Source organism: Flavisericum labens, from assembly GCF_045446075.1.
Lineage (GTDB): Bacteria > Bacteroidota > Bacteroidia > Flavobacteriales > Flavobacteriaceae > Flavisericum > Flavisericum labens.
In genome coordinates this window covers 199,760-219,845 of the sequence record NZ_JBJJBQ010000002.1, presented here as the reverse complement: position 1 = coordinate 219,845, position 20,086 = coordinate 199,760, and the positions used below count along the sequence as shown (strand labels likewise).

The window sequence follows — 20,086 nt, the reverse complement described above, 5'->3', positions numbered from 1 at the left end:
GTTCAGTTTATGGATAAACTGTTTTTCCTAAATAAAATAATTTCTTAAAATGAACTATCCTCGAGGCTGAGCCATAATGGTATTTCGCTCGTTTCATTTTGTCCTTAGGGTCAAAAACCAAAATTATGTTATTTAGATTCCCATTTTCACGGGAATGACAATTTCAACGAAAACCCCGACGCAGAGCACCGAGGAATTATTTTCGATTAAAATGCATTTACTATAGCAAAAAAGTCTTCTGCATTTAATGAAGCTCCACCTATTAGTCCTCCATCTACATCAGGCTTAGAAAAAATTTCTTCAGCATTAGCAGGCTTAACACTTCCTCCATAAAGAATAGAAACAGAGTCAGCTACATCACTACCATATTTATCTGCCAATGTTTTTCTAATAAAGGCATGCATATCTTGGGCTTGTTCTGGGCTCGCCGTTTCTCCTGTGCCAATGGCCCAAACAGGTTCATACGCCAAAATAATACTACGGAAAGCAGCAGAATCTAAGTGAAACAATGCATTTTTTATTTGATCTCCTACTACTTTTTCTTGGTTTTCTGATTTTCTATCGGCTAATTCTTCACCGAAACAAAAAATAACATCCATACCTTTGCCTAAGGCGGCATCTACTTTCTTTGCTAATATTTCGTCTGTTTCATCGAAATACTCACGGCGCTCACTGTGTCCTAAAATAACGGTATTAACACCTATACTTTTTAACATACTCCCACTTATTTCTCCGGTGTAAGCACCACTTTCAGCAAAATGCATGTTTTGTGCAATCACTTCTATTTTAAAATTCTTCAAACTGTTATAAGCCTGCCACAAGTTGGTTGCGGTTGGAGCAATCATTACCTCAGCATTTGATGTTTGCTTTTGTTCCTTTAAGCTTGTGATTAGCGTTTCTGTTTGCGCTAAATCGTTATTCATTTTCCAGTTTCCCGCTACTATTTGTTTTCTCATTGCCTTTATAACCTTCTTAAAGAAGGAATTTTTATTTTGGTTATTAATTTAAGTATTCTTTTATTCTTTCATCATCAGCTGTAACAGCTTTAAACAGTTTTATATTACCAATTCCATCAACTATCATATACCGAGGTATCCAGTCAATATCAGTAAATTCAGCGAAAGCACTATCGTCAGCCGATGGTATGAAATAGTGTTCGCCCTCAACATCATATTTTTCTATGCCTTTTTTCCATGATTTTTGGCCTCTATCCAAGGATAAAAACAGATAAACTACATCTTTATATTCATTCTGAAGAGCTTTTACTTTGGGCATGTTTTTAATACAATCGCCGCACCAAGACGCCCAAATATCAATAAAGATAGTTTTTCCTTTGTGGCTTCCTAATACACTTTTTAGCGACTTTGAACCCCCATATAAAGTCACGAATGTGTCATTAAGAGCCTCCTCAGAAAGTTGGGTGGGAGTTTGGGTATTACAGCTTAAGAAAGTAACGAATAACAAACCACACATTATCTTTTTCATTTTCAAAATTTCTTTTATTGTCGCATTAAGGCAAACACCTCTAATTTAATTTCACTTTAGGATCTAACCAAACGTAAATAACGTCCACAAAAATATTGATTATTATAAACAATACCGCGATAATTAACACCGAACCCATTATCACTGGTAAATCTAATGTATTTAAGGCATTTACAATTTCTTTTCCCAATCCGTTCCAGCCAAAAATATACTCTACAAAAACAGCACCAGCCAACATAGAAGCAAACCAACCCGAAATAGCCGTAACCACGGGATTCAATGCATTTTTAACGGCATGTTTTTTTATAATTTGAAACTCACTAAGGCCTTTGGCTCTTGCCGTTCTGATATAATCTTGGTTAAAAACTTCCAACAACGAATTGCGCATCAACTGAATCACCACAGCCAACGGACGAATGCCTAAAACCACGGCAGGCAAAATCAAATTTTTCCATCTTATGTGCATGGCCTCGCCAAAATCATCCAATTCATAAAGGCTGCCTGTCATTTCCAAATTGGTGTATTCGTGTAGAATATAACCGAAAAACCACGCGAACAATATGGAACTGAAAAACGACGGCACACTCATACCCAAAGTACTTAAAACCTGTATGGCCTTGTCCAACCATTTATCTTTATATAGCGCTGAAACGATTCCCATAAAAACACCAAGCAACATAGCAATTGTGATGGCCGAAATTGCCAGAACAAAAGTATTTGGTAACGTTTCAGCTAGTACTTGACTAACGCGCTTCCCTTGTTTGGCAAAGGATTCCCGTAAATACGGGAATTTTAAAACCGTTGTTGTTTTTCCTATGGTAAATAATTTAGCAGCTTTATACTTTCCTCTTTTTAAGTACGTATAATCTACTGGCGTTTTAGAATGAAATGAAATGGGCGACAAATCGTTTAAATAATACAAATACTGGATGCCAACAGGTTTATCGAAACCATATTTTTGCTTTACTACTGCTAGTTGATCGCTATCTTCATTTTGCCCCATCATCATTTGCGCGGGGTCGCCCGGCAACACACTAAACAAAAAGAAGATAACTGTTACCACCCCAAACAACGTGAGTAAAGCGTAGAATATTTTATTTAGGAAATAAGATATCAGATTAATTCTGTTTTAAAATGATTTTTACAAATGCAGTGTAATTGGTTTTATTCGTAATATTAATTGAATCCAAAAGATTGCCTTCAACTCGTTCTTTCAAAACAAAGACTTCTTCAATATCTTCGTTTGATATTGAGTCCAATGCCTGTTTTGATGATACTTTATCATTTATTAAATACAATGTACCATCATCTTTAACCGGCTCTTGTTTTCTCTCAACTTTTGGAAGTTCAAGTTCCTCAATATCATTCCAATGTACTTTTTGTTTTACGGTTCCAGCATCTAATTCCAAAACCCCTGGGTTGGAACGCACCACCGTTTTTAAAGCTTTTTCGTCACACAAATACCAGTCGAAATTAAGATTATAAGTTTGGTTAATGTATTTTTTAGCATCTTCTCCAGAAGCCGTTAATCCAATAATTTCATAACCATTTTTTAAGGCTTTATCCTGTAAAGATTTTAATTTTAATACCCCGTCTTGTTCTATCTTTTCTAAACTGTATGATATAACAATTATTAAATTTTCTTCGGTTAAAAAATATTCGGTTAAATCTTCATCATTACTTTCTATCGAAAAATCTACCACAGGAGGCGTATAACCTTCTTCAATCACTTTGGTTTCAACACCAACAAACTTTCCGTCAACAGATGGATATGAGCCATCAGTAACCATAATTTTTTCTTCACCGTTTACATTAAACTTCCACGTGTACTCTATTACCGGTTTTGGTGCATCATCGGGAACGGCCATTCCTTCCTGTATATTGTTTCCAATTTTATAGGCCCGAAAATCTATTTCTGGTAGGTGCATAAGTACATGATAGCCGTACCACAAACTCAAAATAAACCCTAGCAACGCTAAAATGGTGGTTTGTAACTTACCAAAAACGGGGTTTATATATTTTACTCCAAAGAACAAAATGAGTATCAAAATAAGCAAGATCACATCTTTAGTAAAACTTTCCCACGGGGTAAGTTTTAGGGCATCGCCAAAGCAACCACAATCTCTTACTTTATCGAAATATGCCGAATAAAATGTTAGAAATGTAAAAAAGACAATCATAGCCAATAAGCTCCAAACCGTAAATTTAGGTTTGTAACCAATAATTAAAAACACACCCAATACGACTTCAAAAACCACGACTAAAACCGAAATAATAAGGGCATAAGGTTCTAAAAATGGCAGATTCAAAACATCTGCGCTAAAATATTCCTGTAACTTGTATGAAAACCCTAGAGGGTCGTTCAGTTTTATAAATCCCGAAATGATGAACAAGATTCCTACAAATATTCGAGATATACTTACTACTACTTTCATTATTTTTATTCTTTTAGATGAATTAAGGCAAACACGGCATAATTAATCATATCTTGGTAATTAGCATCAACACCTTCGCTCACCTGGGTTTTGCCTTCATTATTTTCAATAGATTTTACACGCAAAAGCTTTTGCAAAATTAAATCGGTTAAACTGCTAACTCGCATATCCCGCCATGCCTCACCATAATCGTGGTTTTTGTCTTCCATTAACTTTTTTGTAATGGCTACTTTTTCAGTGTATAAATTCACTGCTTCTTTGGTGGTCATATCAGGTTGTTCAACTACCCCTTTATCCAATTGGATCAAGGCCATAATACAATAGTTAATAATACCAATAAACTCGCTAACTTCACCTTCATCTACTTTTCTAACGTTATTTTCCTGAAGGCTTCTAATACGTTGCGCTTTAATAAAAATCTGATCGGTCAAGGATGGTAATCTTAGTATGCGCCAAGCACTGCCGTAATCACTCATTTTTTTCTCAAATAAACTTTTGCTGATATCTATTACAGCATCATATTGTTTTGAAGTATCTTGCATCTATAAAATGAATTTTGCGTAAATTTCGCATAAATTATTAGAATGTTCAAGGTTTCAGGTTTAAAGTTTTAAATGGAACGAAATGAAAGAAAATGACCTAAATGACTATTAACTGCAAAGGACGGCTTATAGACCTATCTGACCCTAAAGTAATGGGGGTTTTAAACATAACTCCAGATTCGTTTTACGACGGAGGCAAACACAAAAACGAAAACGACATCTTAAAGCATGTGGAACGCATGCTTGGCGAAGGCGCTACTTTTATTGATGTGGGTGCTTACAGCTCACGCCCCAATGCTGACCATGTGGATGAAAAAACCGAACTGAAACGTTTACTTCCTATTATTGACGTCATTTTGAAGGAATTTCCAGAGGCACTGCTTTCTATCGATACGTTTAGAAGTGAGGTTGCCCAAAAGTGCGTAGAAGCAGGAACGGCGATGATTAATGATATTTCTGCTGGCAAACTAGACGATAACATGTTACCCGCCATAGCTCATTTGAAAGTACCTTACATTATGATGCATATGCGTGGTACACCACAAACCATGCAGCAACAAATCGATTACAACAATTTAACCAAAGACATTCTTTCTTATTTCTCCGAAAGAATAGCAGCAGCTAAAGCTTTAGGAATAATTGATGTTATTGTTGACCCCGGATTTGGGTTTGCAAAAACCACAGCACAAAATTTTGAACTATTGAATAAACTCGAACTATTCGAAATAGCCGAAAAACCTGTTTTAGTGGGCGTTTCCAGAAAATCAATGATTTACAAAACGCTAGAAACCTCTGCGAAAGAAGCTTTAAATGGCACATCGGTTTTAAATACAGTTGCTTTGCAAAAAGGCGCCTCTATTTTAAGGGTTCATGATGTTAAGGAAGCTGTGGAATGTATAAAATTAGTTAAATCATTAAGTTATTGATTTTAAATATGAAACCTATACTTTTATTTATCCTTTGTTTCTCAGTTATTTCCTGCGGAAAGGAAAAAGTGATACAGTTACCAGAAATAGAACATTCTGAAATTACTGAAATAAACGACGTTTCGGCAGCCTATTTGTTTTATGACGAAACACAGCCTGATAGTGTTGAACTCAATAGAAAAAACCTGATAAGCACCACCAATTGGCTGGTAAACATCGATAAGCGATTAACGCTTAAACAGGTCATCCCGCACATTCAATTTTTACAAGAAAAAAAGAAAAACTCGAGCCATAAAAACAAAAACGCCAAGAACTACTTTACCTGTAACGATATTAGTCTAAAAAACTTAGGCTTTATTGAGTTTACGGATGTGGTTTACCGAAACGAAATTGCAAGCAATTATTTTTCAAAAACATCCAACATACCACAAAAACAAATGTTTGGTGTAGTCATTCATTCTATAAACGACATTGAAATAACTGATTATAACCAAAAACTAATAACAAAAACATCAAACTTAACTCATCTACTTCCAGACCTTAACACCATATTTATAAATAAGCAAAAAGAGTTTGAAATCTTTTTAAATTTCAATCAAAACTTAGCCTTTCAAGATTATATCGCCATTAAATCGAAACTTTCAGAAAGTGAATTACAAAATGTTTCAATTGCCAAAGACGAATTCATTTATAATTAACCTTAAATTACTAAATTTACCAAAACCCATTGCCCTTGGAAATTTTTAAAGACATTCTTGATCTTTCAGTTGTTGATATTATTGATGTCATTCTAGTCGCTCTTCTACTCTATTATGTTTACAAATTGGTAAAGGGCACAGTAGCCATCAATATTTTTATTGGTATTATTATTATTTATTTGGTTTGGAAACTTACCGAATTCTTAAACATGGAATTACTTAGCGGTATTTTTGGTGGTTTTATGAAAGTGGGGATTATTGCCTTAATTGTTGTTTTTCAGCCCGAAATACGAAAGTTTTTACTTATGGTTGGATCTACCAACTTCAACCGACGGAAAAAATTTATGCAACAGTTTAAGTTCTTAAAAACTGATAATGACAGTGAAACTGATGTTGATGCTATTATTTCAGCTTGCAATAAAATGAGCATGTCTAAAACTGGGGCACTTATTGTTTTTGAACGTAATAACAATTTAGATTTTCTATCGGAATCGGGTGATGAAATGAATATAAAAGTCACCCAGCCCATAATTGAAAGTATCTTTTTTAAAAATAGTCCGTTACACGACGGTGCCATAATAATAAGTGACAATATTGTTAAGGCCACACGTGTTATCTTACCTGTTAACAACGAAAAACATATTCCTCAACGCTTTGGGTTGCGCCACAGGGCTGCCATTGGAATCACTGAAAAAACAGATGCCCTAGCCTTGGCTGTTAGTGAAGAAACTGGGCATATTTCATATTTCATAGATGGTGAGTTTGTTGTTTTTGAAGACACTTCAGAACTCAGCGCTATGATTAAAAAGGATTTAGGTTAAGTAAGTAACTTAAACAACTTCCTCTTGTAAAAATTGTACTTCATAAAGAGTTTTGTAATACCCACCATCCTTTTTAAGAAGTTCAACATGTGTACCTTGTTCAACTATTTCTCCTGCATCCATTACAATAATGTTATCGGCCTTTTTAATAGTGGCCAAACGATGTGCAATGACTATTGAGGTTCTACCTTTTGTAATTTTATCGGTGGCATTTTGGATAAGTTGTTCTGAATATGAATCTACCGAAGATGTCGCCTCATCGAGTACTAAGATACTTGGATTGGTAACATAAGCCCTTAAAAACGAAATAAGTTGACGCTGGCCAGAAGATAACATGGCGCCACGTTCTTTTACGTTATAGTGATAACCATTTGGCAAACTCATTATAAAATCGTGAATACCAATATCTTTTGCTGCTTGATAAACCTGCTCATCTGTAATTTCAGGATGGTCGAGCGTAATATTGCTCATTATCGTATCAGCAAACAGAAAAACATCTTGTAAAACAACAGCTATTTGAGCTCTCAAAGAAGCCAATTTCACATCTTCTATATTGATATCATCAATCGATATAATACCGCTTTTTATTTCGTAAAACCGACTCAAAAGATTAATTATAGTTGACTTTCCAGCACCGGTTGCACCAACAATAGCCACCGTATCACCTACTTTTACATCAAAAGAAATGCCCTTTAAAACATCTTCGTCTTCAACATAGTTAAAATATACATTATCAAACTTTATTTCACCTTTAAATGAATCGGTTTCAATAGTACCGTGATCATCTATTTGTGAAGTAGTATCCAATACCTTAAAAACTCGAGTTGCAGCTACCATGCCCATTTGTAGCGTATTGAATTTATCTGCTATTTGACGCAGTGGCCTAAACAACATTGGTATGAACATAATAAAAGCCACCAAATCGCCTTGCGAAACGTTGGTTCCATCAAAAACGACATTCAAACCGCCATACCAAGCTACTAAACCTATGGTTACCGACGATGCTAAATCGGCAATCGGAAAAAATATCGAATTGTACCATACGGTTTTTAACCAGCCCTTTTTGTGGCGTTCGTTAATTGCCTTAAACTTTTCGTATTCCACATCTTCCCGAGTAAACAACTGCAAGATTTTCATACCCGTTAAGCGCTCTTGAACAAAGGAGTTTAAGTTGGAAACTTCTGTTCTTACCTCTTCAAAAGCTCTTTTCATATATTTTTGAAATACCCGGGTAGCGTATAGCAAAATGGGCAGCATTACAAAAACAATAAGGCTCAATTTCAAATTAATATACAACATAACCACAAAGACCACGGTCATGGTCAACAAATCCCGTACAATCATAAACAAACCCTGTCCAAAAATATCTGCTATACGTTCCATGTCAGTTACGGCACGCGTAATTAGCACCCCTACTGATGAAGTATCGTAATATTTCATTTTGAATTTCAGCAAATGGTCGAATAGTTTTACGCGAACATCCATCACCAAATTTTGTCCCAACCACGAAGCATAATAGATAAATAATAGCTGAAATATAGTTTGGAAAACCAATACCCCTAACATCAACAAAATGAAAAACAAAAAGCCCTTTTCTTCTTTGCTCGTAATACTTTCGTCTATCGCACCCTTGGTTATATATGGTGTTGCCGAACTAAATATTGCCAATAAAACCACCAAAACCACCAAGCCCAAAAACACCTTTTTATACGGTTTGATATATTCAAAAAGACGCTTAAACAACTTAAAATCGAAGATATTTTCTTTTGGTTTACTCATTTATAGCCTAATATCCTCCGGATATTCAATTTTTGTTAAATACAAGGCATGTGCCGGCACAGAAAACCCAGCCTCGCCCCTATTTTTCGATTGGATGATTTGGTGCAAATCGTCAACTTCAATTTTACCCATACCAATATTAACCAAGGTTCCTACAATGGCCCGCACCATATTTCGTAAAAACCGATTGGCCTTTACAACAAAATGCAGCTCGCCTTCCTTGAAAAACCATTGGGCCTGAACCACATCACAATAATACGTCTTTACATCGGTTTTACTTTTTGAAAAACATTGGAAATCTTTATACTGCAATAAGATTTTCGACGCCTCATTCATTTTATAAACATCTAAAGGCTGCTTTACGTAATAGGCCGAATCAAAATTAAAAACATTTTTGCTTAACGCAATTCGGTACAAATATGTTCTACTCAACGCATCAAACCGCGAATGGGCTTCGGGTTTTACTTTGAATAGATTACGAATAGCAATATCTTTAGGCAGAAACGAATTGAGCTTATACATCAAATCGGTTTCGTTAACAGGTAAATCAGTATCAAAATGCGCAAACATTTGGCTAGCATGTACTCCGGCATCAGTACGCCCTGCACCCTGTATAGCCGTGTTTTCTCCTAAAATAGTGGACAGCCCCTTTTCAATTACTTCCTGAACAGATACCGCATTTGGTTGGTTTTGCCAACCGTGGTATGCTGTTCCGTTATAAGAAAGTTCTAAAAAATACCTCAATGTGTTTTAATACTTTTGTAAACAGCAAAGATAATCACATTTACGATTTTAGCTGGACCATTAACATTTTTATAATGACAAAAATCCTACTGCTTTCAGATACGCACAGTTATATTGATAACGACATTTTAAAATACGTTAAACAAGCCGATGAAGTTTGGCACGTTGGTGACATTGGAAATTTAGAGGTTACCGATGCCATAAAAGCGCTTAAACCATTAAAGGCCGTTTATGGCAACATTGACGATGCTAAAATTAGAGGTGAATTCCCAGAGCACAACCGTTTTATGTGTGAAGATGTGGATGTTTGGATGACCCATATTGGTGGTTACCCGCCTAAATATAACAGTCGCGTTTTTCAAGGCATAAAGGAAAATCCGCCAAAATTATTTATCTGTGGGCATTCGCATATTTTAAAGGTCATGCCGGATAAAAAACTAAAACTGATTCATATGAACCCTGGAGCTGTTGGCAAACACGGGTTCCATAAAGTACGTACCATGCTGCGATTTACCATTGACGGAAAAAAAATAGATAATTTAGAAGTTATTGAGTTTGATAAACGGTATTGAATAGTCCTTTCTAAATCCATCCCAAAGGGAAGCACTTACAATTACTACTATTTATTTTATTTACTCGAGTTCAATTAAAAACACTGATTTTCAAATAGTTTACCAAATATTAAAGCAAAAGAATTGTTATTCCGAACGTTATTGAAATCAAAATATATTTTGATTAAAAATACCTAAGCGTAGCTTAACAAGGAGGAATCTCATTATAATGGGATTTTTCATCGTTCGTTCCTCACTCTATCGAAATGACAACGTTCTAAAATTGAGATGTTTGCATCTAATTTAGATTTAGCAGTTTGAATAATAATCGAACTCAGGTAATTTGATTTTTACGTAATGTTTTAAGTTTGAGGGCCTCCCTCCTTGGGAGGTATTAAGGGATGCCTATAAAAAAACCCAAAGCTTTCACTTTGGGTTTCTTTCGCACTAATACTACTAAGATGTTAGGTTTAACGCAATCGATCAACAGATTTTACGAGATCTTCATCCTTCTTGATGGCCTTATTGGCTAATGCCAATAACACGATAGAAACAATGGGGAGAAGCATCCCAATACCTTTCTCTGAAACCGCCGTTTCTCCAGATAGATTTAGCGATCGGTACACGAAAAATCCTAGTAAAAAAAAGTTTAATATGATATTAAGGCGCCCCAAAATAAACTGAGACTTCCTGTTTTTATACCTAAATATAGAGACTAAAGAAAAAAAGGCCGATGTTAAAAACGCTGCAAACACATAACTGTTATCGTTCGCAAATATTTTAACGCCTTCTGCTGTTTGCCAAAGATTAAACACGTAAATCAACCCTCCGGAAACTCCGGCGGCAAGTAAAAGATAAACGGTTTGGATTCGTTGCAGCATGCTTTTTTCAAAACTAGACCGCAAAAATAAAAGAATTACCGTAAAAAAATAAAATAAAGTTGTATAATTGCAGTATTAATTCTCAACGGCCGCATAAACACGCGGTTATATCTTCAGAATAAAAACATTTTTTTCGGAATACATCTTAACTGGTATTCAATATTATAAAGATTCAATAAAACAATAATGTTTGAAATTTCACAACTAAAAGCAAAAAAACTCACTGATTTACAGGAGATTGCAAAAAAACTGAACGTACCTAAGTACCGTTCATTAAAAAAATTAGATCTGGTTTACCAAATATTAGATCAACAGGCGGCTGACCCGAGTGCTGTAAAAGAAGTTGTAGCTCCAACTACCGAAGCCGAGACAAAAGACAGCAACAAACCAACAAAAAAACCTAGACCACGTGCGCAGCAACAAAATGCACCAAAGAATGTTAGCAAAACGTCTAGTGAGCAAAATACCAATACCCCCAAAGTCGATTCTGGGGATACCAAGCAAAATACAAACAACCAAAAGCCAGATAACAGTTCTAAGCAAAAAAACCAGAACGATAATCAGCAAAAGTTGAACAAACGGAATAACAACAATAAAAATCAAAACAAAAACCCAAAAAACAGTAATGTTGATAAAGGCAACAAGGATAACAGAAACCGTTATCGTGAGCCCGATTTTGAATTTGATGCCATTATAGAAAGTGAAGGTGTATTAGACATCATGCAGGATGGCTATGGTTTTTTACGTTCGTCGGATTACAATTACCTATCTTCTCCGGATGATATTTATGTATCGCAATCGCAGATTAGGTTATTTGGACTAAAAACAGGAGATACTGTTTTGGGTCATGTTCGTCCGCCAAAAGAAGGTGAAAAATATTTTCCTTTAATTAAGGTTAGTAAAATTAACGGACAAAAACCTAATGTAGTGAGAGACCGCGTCTCTTTCGAACATTTAACACCACTGTTTCCTCAAGAAAAATTCAATATTGCCGAAAGACAAAGCACCATTTCTACAAGAATAATGGATTTGTTTTCACCTATTGGAAAAGGACAACGTGGTATGATTGTTTCGCAACCAAAAACGGGAAAAACCATGTTGCTTAAAGACGTGGCTAATGCGATTGCGGCTAACCACCCTGAGGTTTATCAAATGATTTTGTTAATTGATGAGCGCCCTGAGGAGGTAACCGATATGCAACGCCATGTGCGTGGTGAGGTAATTGCTTCTACTTTTGATAAAGAAGCACACGAACATGTAAGAATTGCTAATATCGTACTTGAAAAAGCAAAACGATTGGTTGAGTGCGGTCACGATGTGGTTATACTATTAGATTCCATTACACGTTTGGCCCGCGCTTACAATACTGTGCAACCAGCATCAGGTAAAATTTTAAGCGGTGGTGTAGATGCCAATGCCTTGCACAAACCAAAACGATTCTTTGGCGCAGCCCGTAACATTGAAAATGGTGGTTCATTGACTATAATAGCTACTGCTCTTACAGAAACAGGCTCAAAAATGGATGAAGTTATTTTTGAAGAATTTAAAGGAACAGGTAACATGGAACTTCAATTGGATAGAAAAATATCTAACCGTAGAATTTTCCCTGCTATTGATTTAACATCTTCAAGCACGCGTCGCGATGATTTATTGTTAGATGAAAATACTATACAACGCATGTGGATTATGCGTAAATACTTAGCTGATATGAACCCAATTGAAGCCATGGAGTTTATAAACGGCCGAGTTAAACAGACCAAGAACAACGAAGAGTTTTTGATTTCAATGAATGGATAGAAAAGAACTCAATAATTTCTGATAAAACTAAAGCCTTAAAAAAAAAAATTTAGGGCTTTTTTTTGTCAATCGATATATTAATCGTAATATTGCAATATACAAATTAAAGAAATGGGTTTAGCCAAAACAGAAATATTTACAGACAAGCAAAATGAAATAGCGCTTTTTGCTAAAGTGTTTGGCCACCCGGCCAGAGTAGCAATTTTACAGCATTTATTTAAACTGAACGCTTGTGTTTGTGGCGATTTGGTAAACGAAATAGGATTGGCTCAACCCACTATTTCGCAACACTTAAAAGAACTAAAACACCTAGGTTTAATAAAAGGAAATGTTGAAGGCACCAGCGTTTGCTATTGCATCAACATAGAAAATTGGATCAAAATGAAAAATGTAATGTTCCAGTTTTTAAACCAAGATATGACAAATCAACATTGTTGCTAAAAAATTTTCAGCAATTAATCGCACAATAACGATAAAACAACATAAAAATGAAACTTTCAGAAGTAAAAAACAAACTAAAGCAATTAAATCAAATTGCTTTTCAATTGCCAAACGGACAACTCGTTCCCAGCCACTTTCATGTTACAGAAGTTGGTAAAGTCACAAAATATTTTATTGATTGCGGCGGAACCGTTCGTAATGAAGAGGTCGTAAACTTTCAACTTTGGAATGCCAACGATTACAACCATAGGTTACATCCAGAAAAACTATTAAAAATCATTGAGCTTTCTGAAAAAACTTTAGGAATTGAGGACTTAGAAATTGAAGTGGAATATCAAGCTGAAACCATTAGGAAATTTGGATTGGGTTTTAACGGAGAAAATTTCTTGCTAACCACAAAACAAACCGATTGTTTGGCCAAGGACAATTGTGGAATTCCAGAAGAAAAACCAAAGGTAAAACTATCAGACCTAAATAGCCAACCATGCTGTGAACCGGGAGGAAATTGCTGCTAAAAAATAAAACAGAATGACCAACACACAAACCAATCTATTTGCCGAAATAGAACAGACCATAAAAAGCTTAAACCCTGAAACTATTTCAGATGACCGAAAGAAAACCCTAAAACCTTTAATAGATTTTGTTCAAACTAAAGTTTCCAATGGGCAAGACATTCGGTTAAATTTTATATGTACCCATAACTCACGCAGAAGTCATTTATCGCAAGTTTGGGCGCAAACCATGGCTTTTTATTTCAACATTAAACAAGTGTTTTGCTATTCGGGAGGTACAGAGGCCACGGCATTGTTTCCCATGGCTGCTAAAACCCTAAAGCATTCTGGTTTTTTAGTAAAAACAATTTCAGAAGGCGACAATCCGGTTTATAGCATTAAACACTCCAATAACGCGCACCCTGTTATTGGCTTTTCAAAAACATTCGATGATGAATTTAATCCAAAATTGGGCTTTGCTGCTATCATGACCTGCAATTCTGCTAACGAATCTTGTCCTATTGTTCCTGGTGCTGAAAATCGCATTCCAATAACTTTTGAAGACCCCAAGGCCTTTGACAGCACACCGCAACAAGCCGAAAAATACAAGGAACGCAGTTTACAAATTGCAACCGAATTGTTTTACGTTTTTTCCAAAATTCAATCTTAAAATGGCACAAAACAAGAAACTTGGGTTTCTAGACAGAAACCTCACCCTATGGATTTTTATGGCCATGGCCTTTGGTGTGGGAATTGGGTACCTATTCCCCCGTTTTCCAAACTTTATAAACGCCATGAGCAGTGGCTCAACAAATGTTCCCATTGCCATCGGTTTGATTCTTATGATGTATCCACCATTAGCAAAAGTTAACTATGCATTGCTTCCCAAGGTTTTTAAAAACACCAAAATTCTTTCTATTTCATTGGTTTTAAACTGGATTATAGGTCCCGTTTTAATGTTCATACTTGCCATTACATTTTTGCACGATTACCCAGAGTATATGGTCGGACTTATTTTAATTGGCCTAGCCCGATGTATCGCCATGGTATTGGTTTGGAATGACCTTGCCGAAGGAAGTAGCGAATATGGCGCTGGTTTAGTGGCTTTAAATAGTATTTTTCAGGTTTTTGCCTATAGCTTTTATGCTTGGATATTCATTACTATACTACCACCCTATTTTGGATTTGAAGGTGCCATTGTTGACATTTCAATTGCCACCATTGCAGAAAGTGTTGCCATTTACTTAGGCATTCCGTTTATTATGGGAATTTTAAGTCGGTGGATTTTAGTAAAATTAAAAGGTGAAACCTGGTACGCACAAACCTTTATTCCTGCAATTTCCCCTATGACATTGGTTGCGCTGTTATTTACTATAATCATTATGTTTTCGTTAAAAGGCGAGTTAATTGTAGAAATACCCATGGATGTTCTTATAATCGCTGTCCCCCTGTTGGTTTATTTCAGTTTAATGTTCATTATTGGGTTTTTCGTTACAAAATCCTTAGGTGCGGAATACGACAAAACAGCATCTGTTGCTTTCACGGCTGCAGGAAACAATTTTGAATTGGCCATTGCGGTAGCCATTGCCGTTTTTGGACTCAACTCCGGGCAAGCATTTGCTGGAGTTATTGGTCCGCTGGTCGAAGTTCCAGCTTTAATACTTTTAGTGCGGGTATCCTTTTGGTTAAGAAAAAAATATTACGGAAAAACCAAAACCTTTAACAGAGCATAATCTATAATTAGAAAAAAAACAGCTCATTCATATAAAGGTGAGATGTTCTGTAACTTAATTAAATTCTAGCGCTAAAATAAAAATAGAATCAATCTAAATTACTTAATAAATCTGTAATATATTGTGGCGCCCTAATTGGTTTATTCGTTTTCATTTCAATAAAAGCCAATACCGTATTTGCAGTGGTTAAAATTTCACCAGCTTCGTTAGTGATTTCATAATCGAATTCTATCTTAACAGAAGGCTTCTTTTTGACTTGAGTTTTTACATTAATTACATCATCATAACCTGCTGATTTTTTATAGTTTATACTCAAAGAAATCACAGGTAACATGATACCACTTTCTTCCATAGATTTATATGAAATTCCATGTTTCCTCAACCACTCAATTCTTCCCATTTCCAGATATAATGCGTAGTTACCATGATAAACTATGCCCATTTGGTCGGTTTCACCATACCTCACTCTAATTTGTATTTCGTCGAATTTCATAAGTTTGTTTGGATATTTTTTTGTAGTTTCGGCAACAGGTTAAACATGCGGAAAAATTTCTAAAAATTCAATACTCTTTGATTTTTTTTTTAAGAATTTTGTTCACATATTTGTCACCCCTTAATGGGGAAGGGGGAAATGAAAAGTTATTTTTCATTCATTATCTAGCTAACTAAAAAATCTGTATATTAAAAAATGAGTGTAACTGCGCAATCGGTTTGGAATAATTGTCTTGAATTTATAAAGGATAACATCCAACCGCAAGCATACAAAACTTGGTTTGAGCCCATTGTAGCAGCTAAGCTTACAGATAATTCACTGAGCATTCAAGTACCTAGTAAGTTTTTTTATGAATGGCTTGAAGAACACTACGTTAAAATCCTTAAAGTAGCCCTTACAAAAGAACTGGGCGAAACTGCCAAATTGGTTTACATTATAAAAATGGAAAACACTTATGGCAACAAACAACCTTTTACAGAAAAAATTCCAAGCTCGAACAGAAGTGCTGTAAAATCGCAGGATGTTGATATTCCTTTTAATAATAAAAATCCTGAATTACGCAATCCGTTTGTTATTCCTGGTATTAGAAATGTAAAAATTGAATCTCAGCTCAACCCAAATTACAGTTTTGAAAACTTTTTGGAGGGCGACTCAAACAGATTGGCTCGCAGTGCTGGTTTAGCTGTTGCTGCGAAGCCAGGAGGCACCTCATTCAACCCACTTCTTATTTTTGGTGGTGTTGGTTTAGGAAAAACCCATCTGGCTCATGCCATTGGAGTAGACATAAAAGATAAATATCCAGAAAAGACGGTTTTATATATTTCTGCTGAAAAGTTTACGCAACAATATATTGATGCCGTAAAAAAGAACAATAGAAATGATTTTATTCATTTTTATCAAATCATTGATGTATTAATTATTGATGATGTACAATTCCTTTCTGGTAAAACCGGAACTCAAGACGTGTTCTTTCATATTTTCAATCACTTGCACCAAAATGGCAAGCAAGTTGTTTTAACGAGCGATAAAGCACCTGTTGATATGCAGGACATAGAGCAACGTTTATTGTCTAGATTCAAATGGGGACTGTCTGCCGAATTGCAAAATCCCGATTTTGAAACCCGTGTTTCTATCTTAAGAAATAAACTTTACCGCGATGGTGTTGAAATGCCAGAGGAAATTATTGAGTATGTAGCCAAAAACATTAAAAGCAATGTAAGAGAACTTGAAGGTGCCATTATATCTCTAATTGCGCAATCGTCTTTCAACAAGAAAGAAATCACTTTAGATTTGGCTCGCATTATTGTAGAGAAATTTGTTAAAAACACCAAGCGAGAAGTATCGATAGACTACATTCAAAAAGTGGTATCAGACTATTTTCAAATGGATGTGGATACGCTTCAGTCAAAAACCAGAAAACGCCATATTGTACAAGCTCGTCAATTGGCTATGTTTTTTGCAAAAAAGCTTACCAAGGCATCTCTTGCAAGTATTGGCTCTCAAATTGGAAAAAGAGACCATGCCACGGTATTACACGCCTGTAAAACAGTAGACAATCTATCTTCAACCGACAAGCAATTTAGAAAGTACGTAGAAGACATCACAAAAAAACTTTCAGTTTAAATTTCAATTGAAATGACTAAAATTCTAATGGTTTGCCTTGGAAACATTTGTCGTTCTCCTCTGGCCGAAGGCATTTTAAAATCTAAGTTATCCTCAGAATCATTTACAGTCGATTCTGCTGGCACAGCAGCCTACCATATTGGAAGCACACCCGACCAACGCTCGGTTGCCGTTGCCAGGAAATACGGTTTGGATATTTCAAATTTAAGAGGAAGACAGTTTGAAGTTTCTGATTTTGACCGATTCGATCTGATTTATGTGATGGACCGTTCCAATTTTCAAAATGTTTTAAAATTGGCTCGAAACGACAAGGATATTGCAAAAGTAAATATGATTTTAAACGAAGTTCACCCCAATAAAAACTACGACGTTCCAGACCCTTATTACGGCGGCGACCAAGGTTTCGAGAATGTTTACAGTATGCTTGATGAAGCCTGTGATATTATCGCCAACAAGGCAACCTAATTACCTCGTGGTAATCAGCATCTTATTTATTAACTTTACGTAAAAAGATGCTTTATGAAAAATCTATCTACCACTCTAGTATTTTGCACACTTTGCTTCATAGGATTATCGCAAACGGTGCAACTTGAAACTTTTGCCTCAGGGTTTAGCAACCCTGTCGAAATTGCACATGCCAACGATGAAAGACTGTTTGTTGTTGAAAAATCAGGAATAATTAAAATACTAAATCCTGACGGCAGTATTAACGCTACGCCGTTTCTAAACATTTCAAATCTGGTAGGTTCTGGCGGCGAACGCGGACTTCTAGGGCTAGCCTTTGCGCCAGACTACAGCGCCTCTGGCAGGTTTTATGTAAATTATACTGACAACACAAGCACTAATGAACCCAATACCATCATTGCTCGATATACAGTGAGCGAAAACCCGAACATAGCAAACATTAACGGAGAAACTTTATTGACTTACAAACAACCTTATGGCAATCACAATGGTGGTAAATTAGCATTTGGAAGTGACGGATTCCTTTATATAGGTGTTGGTGACGGAGGTAGTGGTGGTGACCCGCAGAACCGAGCACAAAACACGTCAAGTATTTTTGGTAAATTATTGCGTATAGACGTTGGCGGAACCACTTATACTATACCCTCAGAAAATCCGTTTTCAAATTCGGCCAACGGTCCTGAAGACCCTAGGCCCGAAATTTATGCCATTGGCTTGCGTAATCCATGGAAATTTTCGTTTGATAGGACAACTTCTGATTTATGGATAGCCGATGTAGGTCAAAACGAATACGAAGAAATCAACAAGGTAACAGGTTATGGAACTCCTGGTGACAACTATGGATGGCGATGCTATGAAGGCAATCACGTTTTTAATACCAGTGCCAATTGTCCATCTGGAGGATTGGGCGCTACGGTGACTCCAGTTGCCGAATACGCACATGTTGGAAGTGGCTGTTCCGGCTCAATAACCGGTGGCTATGTTTACCGCGGCAACAACTACCCTAATTTTATCGGAAAATACTTTTTTGCAGATTATTGTAAACGAGACATTGGTATTTTAACAAACAATGCCGAAAACTGGTCGTTAGCTTTTCAAACACCGAATATCACTCAAGGGTGGACTACTTTTGGCGAAGATTCAACTGGAGAGCTTTATATTGCTGGAGGTTCCAGTATTTATAAAATAACCGATGCTAATTTAAATATTTCGACCGCCAGGGAAACCAAATTTAGTATCTACCCCAACCCATCAACTCATTATGTTACGATTAATTTATCCAATATTTACGAAAACGCCTTATTGGTATCACTTTACAACATTAAGGAGCAAAGCATAAAGAGCATGGTCCCAAATGATAAAATCATTAATTTGCCCGTTGAAAAATACAGCAAAGGCGTATATTTCATTCAAGTTAATCTAAATGATTCCACAAAAATTGTAAAAAAGCTTATCATAAATTAAATGACAAACCACAAAGGCAAACTTTACCTCATTCCAACCACCTTGGGAGACAACAACCCTTTAGAGGTGCTTCCTGCTACTGTAAAACAAATTATTGAAAATACAGAAACTTTTATTGTTGAAAATGAAAAAACAGCACGGCGTTTTATAAAACGGATATGTCCAGAAAAATCGCAGCCCTCGCTTAATATTTTTCTTTTGAACAAATTTACAGACGCAGCCGATTTGCCGCGTTTTTTAGAACCTTGTTTGAACGGCATTAATGTCGGACTACTGTCGGAAGCTGGATGTCCAGGTGTTGCCGACCCAGGCGCTGATATTGTAAAAATAGCACATACTAAAAACTTAAAAGTAGTGCCTTTGGTTGGGCCTTCATCAATTTTAATGGCTATCATGAGTTCTGGTCTGAACGGGCAGAGTTTTACCTTTAACGGCTACCTGCCTATTGATAAAGGCGAACGTAAGAAAGAAATAAAACGATTAGAGCGTCTGTCATTCGAGCAAAACCAATCGCAAATATTTATAGAAACGCCATATAGGAATAACAAAATGCTTGAAGACCTAACAAGCGTTCTAGAATGCAACACCTATATATGTGTAGCTTGCGACATTACATTACCAACGGAATATATTAAAACACTTACAGCCAATCTATGGAAAAAAAATAAGGTAGACCTTCATAAAAGACCTACCATATTTATAATACATAAACTTTAA

At 36.0% G+C, this 20,086-nt stretch carries 22 protein-coding genes; 13 read left to right on the top strand and 9 right to left on the bottom strand.

Features of this window, described 5'->3' with window-relative positions:
• Nucleotides 1–206: 206 nt before the first annotated feature.
• Genes tpiA through ACIEHO_RS04575 form a run of 5 tightly spaced genes read right to left on the bottom strand, consistent with a single transcriptional unit; the run spans nucleotide 207 to nucleotide 4,462 of the window.
• The gene (gene tpiA / locus ACIEHO_RS04595; protein ID WP_406969127.1) at nucleotides 207–956 is read right to left on the bottom strand and encodes a triose-phosphate isomerase; all 750 of its coding nucleotides are present in this window, start codon (nucleotides 954–956) and stop codon (nucleotides 207–209) included.
• 43 nt (nucleotides 957–999) lie between these two features.
• The gene (locus ACIEHO_RS04590) at nucleotides 1,000–1,485 is read right to left on the bottom strand and encodes a TlpA family protein disulfide reductase (RefSeq protein WP_406969125.1); all 486 of its coding nucleotides are present in this window, start codon (nucleotides 1,483–1,485) and stop codon (nucleotides 1,000–1,002) included.
• A 40-nt stretch (nucleotides 1,486–1,525) separates the two neighbouring features.
• Nucleotides 1,526–2,602, bottom strand: coding sequence for an ABC transporter permease (locus tag ACIEHO_RS04585; protein ID WP_406969843.1), 1,077 nt, complete (start codon nucleotides 2,600–2,602; stop codon nucleotides 1,526–1,528).
• A gap of 1 nt (nucleotide 2,603) precedes the next feature.
• Nucleotides 2,604–3,920 (bottom strand): BT_3928 family protein, encoded by a 1,317-nt coding sequence (locus ACIEHO_RS04580; RefSeq protein WP_406969123.1) that lies wholly within the window; start codon nucleotides 3,918–3,920, stop codon nucleotides 2,604–2,606.
• Between the two features lie 5 nt (nucleotides 3,921–3,925).
• On the bottom strand, nucleotides 3,926–4,462 hold the full coding sequence (locus ACIEHO_RS04575; protein ID WP_406969121.1) for a DUF1599 domain-containing protein: 537 nt from the start codon (nucleotides 4,460–4,462) through the stop codon (nucleotides 3,926–3,928).
• 101 nt (nucleotides 4,463–4,563) lie between these two features.
• Here ACIEHO_RS04575 and folP point away from each other — a divergent pair, with 101 nt between their 5' ends.
• From folP to ACIEHO_RS04560, 3 genes are read left to right on the top strand one after another with little or no spacing between them, the layout of a single operon-like run.
• Complete coding sequence (gene folP / locus ACIEHO_RS04570; RefSeq protein ID WP_406969119.1) at nucleotides 4,564–5,388, top strand: dihydropteroate synthase; 825 nt, start codon at nucleotides 4,564–4,566, stop codon at nucleotides 5,386–5,388.
• 8 nt (nucleotides 5,389–5,396) lie between these two features.
• Nucleotides 5,397–6,086: a hypothetical protein gene (locus tag ACIEHO_RS04565; protein ID WP_406969117.1), complete on the top strand. Its 690-nt coding sequence runs from the start codon at nucleotides 5,397–5,399 to the stop codon at nucleotides 6,084–6,086.
• A gap of 35 nt (nucleotides 6,087–6,121) precedes the next feature.
• Nucleotides 6,122–6,907 (top strand): diadenylate cyclase, encoded by a 786-nt coding sequence (locus ACIEHO_RS04560; protein ID WP_406969115.1) that lies wholly within the window; start codon nucleotides 6,122–6,124, stop codon nucleotides 6,905–6,907.
• 9 nt (nucleotides 6,908–6,916) lie between these two features.
• Here the strand turns inward: ACIEHO_RS04560 and ACIEHO_RS04555 are convergent, their stop codons facing one another.
• Nucleotides 6,917–8,686, bottom strand: coding sequence for an ABC transporter ATP-binding protein (locus tag ACIEHO_RS04555; protein ID WP_406969113.1), 1,770 nt, complete (start codon nucleotides 8,684–8,686; stop codon nucleotides 6,917–6,919).
• Nucleotides 8,687–9,430, bottom strand: coding sequence for a tRNA pseudouridine(38-40) synthase TruA (truA, locus tag ACIEHO_RS04550; protein ID WP_406969111.1), 744 nt, complete (start codon nucleotides 9,428–9,430; stop codon nucleotides 8,687–8,689). It abuts the gene before it with no gap.
• A gap of 74 nt (nucleotides 9,431–9,504) precedes the next feature.
• Here truA and ACIEHO_RS04545 point away from each other — a divergent pair, with 74 nt between their 5' ends.
• Nucleotides 9,505–10,002, top strand: a complete 498-nt coding sequence (locus tag ACIEHO_RS04545) for a metallophosphoesterase family protein (protein WP_406969109.1) — start codon at nucleotides 9,505–9,507, stop codon at nucleotides 10,000–10,002.
• 449 nt (nucleotides 10,003–10,451) lie between these two features.
• On the opposite strand, the gene ACIEHO_RS04540 is transcribed toward ACIEHO_RS04545, so the two are convergent.
• Entirely contained in the window at nucleotides 10,452–10,862 is a 411-nt protein-coding gene (locus tag ACIEHO_RS04540) for a DUF4293 domain-containing protein (protein ID WP_406969107.1), read from the bottom strand.
• A 186-nt stretch (nucleotides 10,863–11,048) separates the two neighbouring features.
• On the opposite strand from ACIEHO_RS04540, the gene rho reads away from it, so the two are divergent.
• The 5 genes from rho to arsB all read left to right on the top strand — a co-directional run bounded on the left by rho (nucleotide 11,049) and on the right by arsB (nucleotide 15,324).
• Nucleotides 11,049–12,659, top strand: coding sequence for a transcription termination factor Rho (gene rho / locus ACIEHO_RS04535; RefSeq protein WP_406969105.1), 1,611 nt, complete (start codon nucleotides 11,049–11,051; stop codon nucleotides 12,657–12,659).
• 111 nt (nucleotides 12,660–12,770) lie between these two features.
• Nucleotides 12,771–13,100 carry an ArsR/SmtB family transcription factor gene (locus tag ACIEHO_RS04530; RefSeq protein WP_406969103.1) on the top strand — a complete coding sequence of 110 codons (330 nt, stop codon included), beginning with the start codon at nucleotides 12,771–12,773 and terminating at the stop codon, nucleotides 13,098–13,100.
• Between the two features lie 47 nt (nucleotides 13,101–13,147).
• The gene (locus ACIEHO_RS04525) at nucleotides 13,148–13,615 is read left to right on the top strand and encodes a DUF6428 family protein (protein WP_406969101.1); all 468 of its coding nucleotides are present in this window, start codon (nucleotides 13,148–13,150) and stop codon (nucleotides 13,613–13,615) included.
• Nucleotides 13,616–13,628: 13 nt separating this feature from the next.
• Nucleotides 13,629–14,261 carry a low molecular weight phosphatase family protein gene (locus ACIEHO_RS04520; protein ID WP_406969099.1) on the top strand — a complete coding sequence of 211 codons (633 nt, stop codon included), beginning with the start codon at nucleotides 13,629–13,631 and terminating at the stop codon, nucleotides 14,259–14,261.
• A 1-nt stretch (nucleotide 14,262) separates the two neighbouring features.
• Nucleotides 14,263–15,324 (top strand): ACR3 family arsenite efflux transporter, encoded by a 1,062-nt coding sequence (arsB, locus tag ACIEHO_RS04515; protein ID WP_406969097.1) that lies wholly within the window; start codon nucleotides 14,263–14,265, stop codon nucleotides 15,322–15,324.
• 88 nt (nucleotides 15,325–15,412) lie between these two features.
• On the opposite strand, the gene ACIEHO_RS04510 is transcribed toward arsB, so the two are convergent.
• Nucleotides 15,413–15,817, bottom strand: a complete 405-nt coding sequence (locus ACIEHO_RS04510) for an acyl-CoA thioesterase (RefSeq protein WP_406969095.1) — start codon at nucleotides 15,815–15,817, stop codon at nucleotides 15,413–15,415.
• Between the two features lie 195 nt (nucleotides 15,818–16,012).
• Between ACIEHO_RS04510 and dnaA the strand changes: the two genes are divergently transcribed.
• The 4 genes from dnaA to ACIEHO_RS04490 are packed head-to-tail and all read left to right on the top strand — an operon-like array spanning nucleotide 16,013 to nucleotide 20,086.
• On the top strand, nucleotides 16,013–17,440 hold the full coding sequence (gene dnaA, locus ACIEHO_RS04505; RefSeq protein WP_406969093.1) for a chromosomal replication initiator protein DnaA: 1,428 nt from the start codon (nucleotides 16,013–16,015) through the stop codon (nucleotides 17,438–17,440).
• Between the two features lie 12 nt (nucleotides 17,441–17,452).
• Nucleotides 17,453–17,905 carry a low molecular weight protein-tyrosine-phosphatase gene (locus ACIEHO_RS04500; protein WP_406969091.1) on the top strand — a complete coding sequence of 151 codons (453 nt, stop codon included), beginning with the start codon at nucleotides 17,453–17,455 and terminating at the stop codon, nucleotides 17,903–17,905.
• Nucleotides 17,906–17,959: 54 nt separating this feature from the next.
• Nucleotides 17,960–19,369 carry a PQQ-dependent sugar dehydrogenase gene (locus tag ACIEHO_RS04495; RefSeq protein WP_406969089.1) on the top strand — a complete coding sequence of 470 codons (1,410 nt, stop codon included), beginning with the start codon at nucleotides 17,960–17,962 and terminating at the stop codon, nucleotides 19,367–19,369.
• Nucleotides 19,370–20,086, top strand: a complete 717-nt coding sequence (locus ACIEHO_RS04490; RefSeq protein ID WP_406969087.1) for an SAM-dependent methyltransferase — start codon at nucleotides 19,370–19,372, stop codon at nucleotides 20,084–20,086.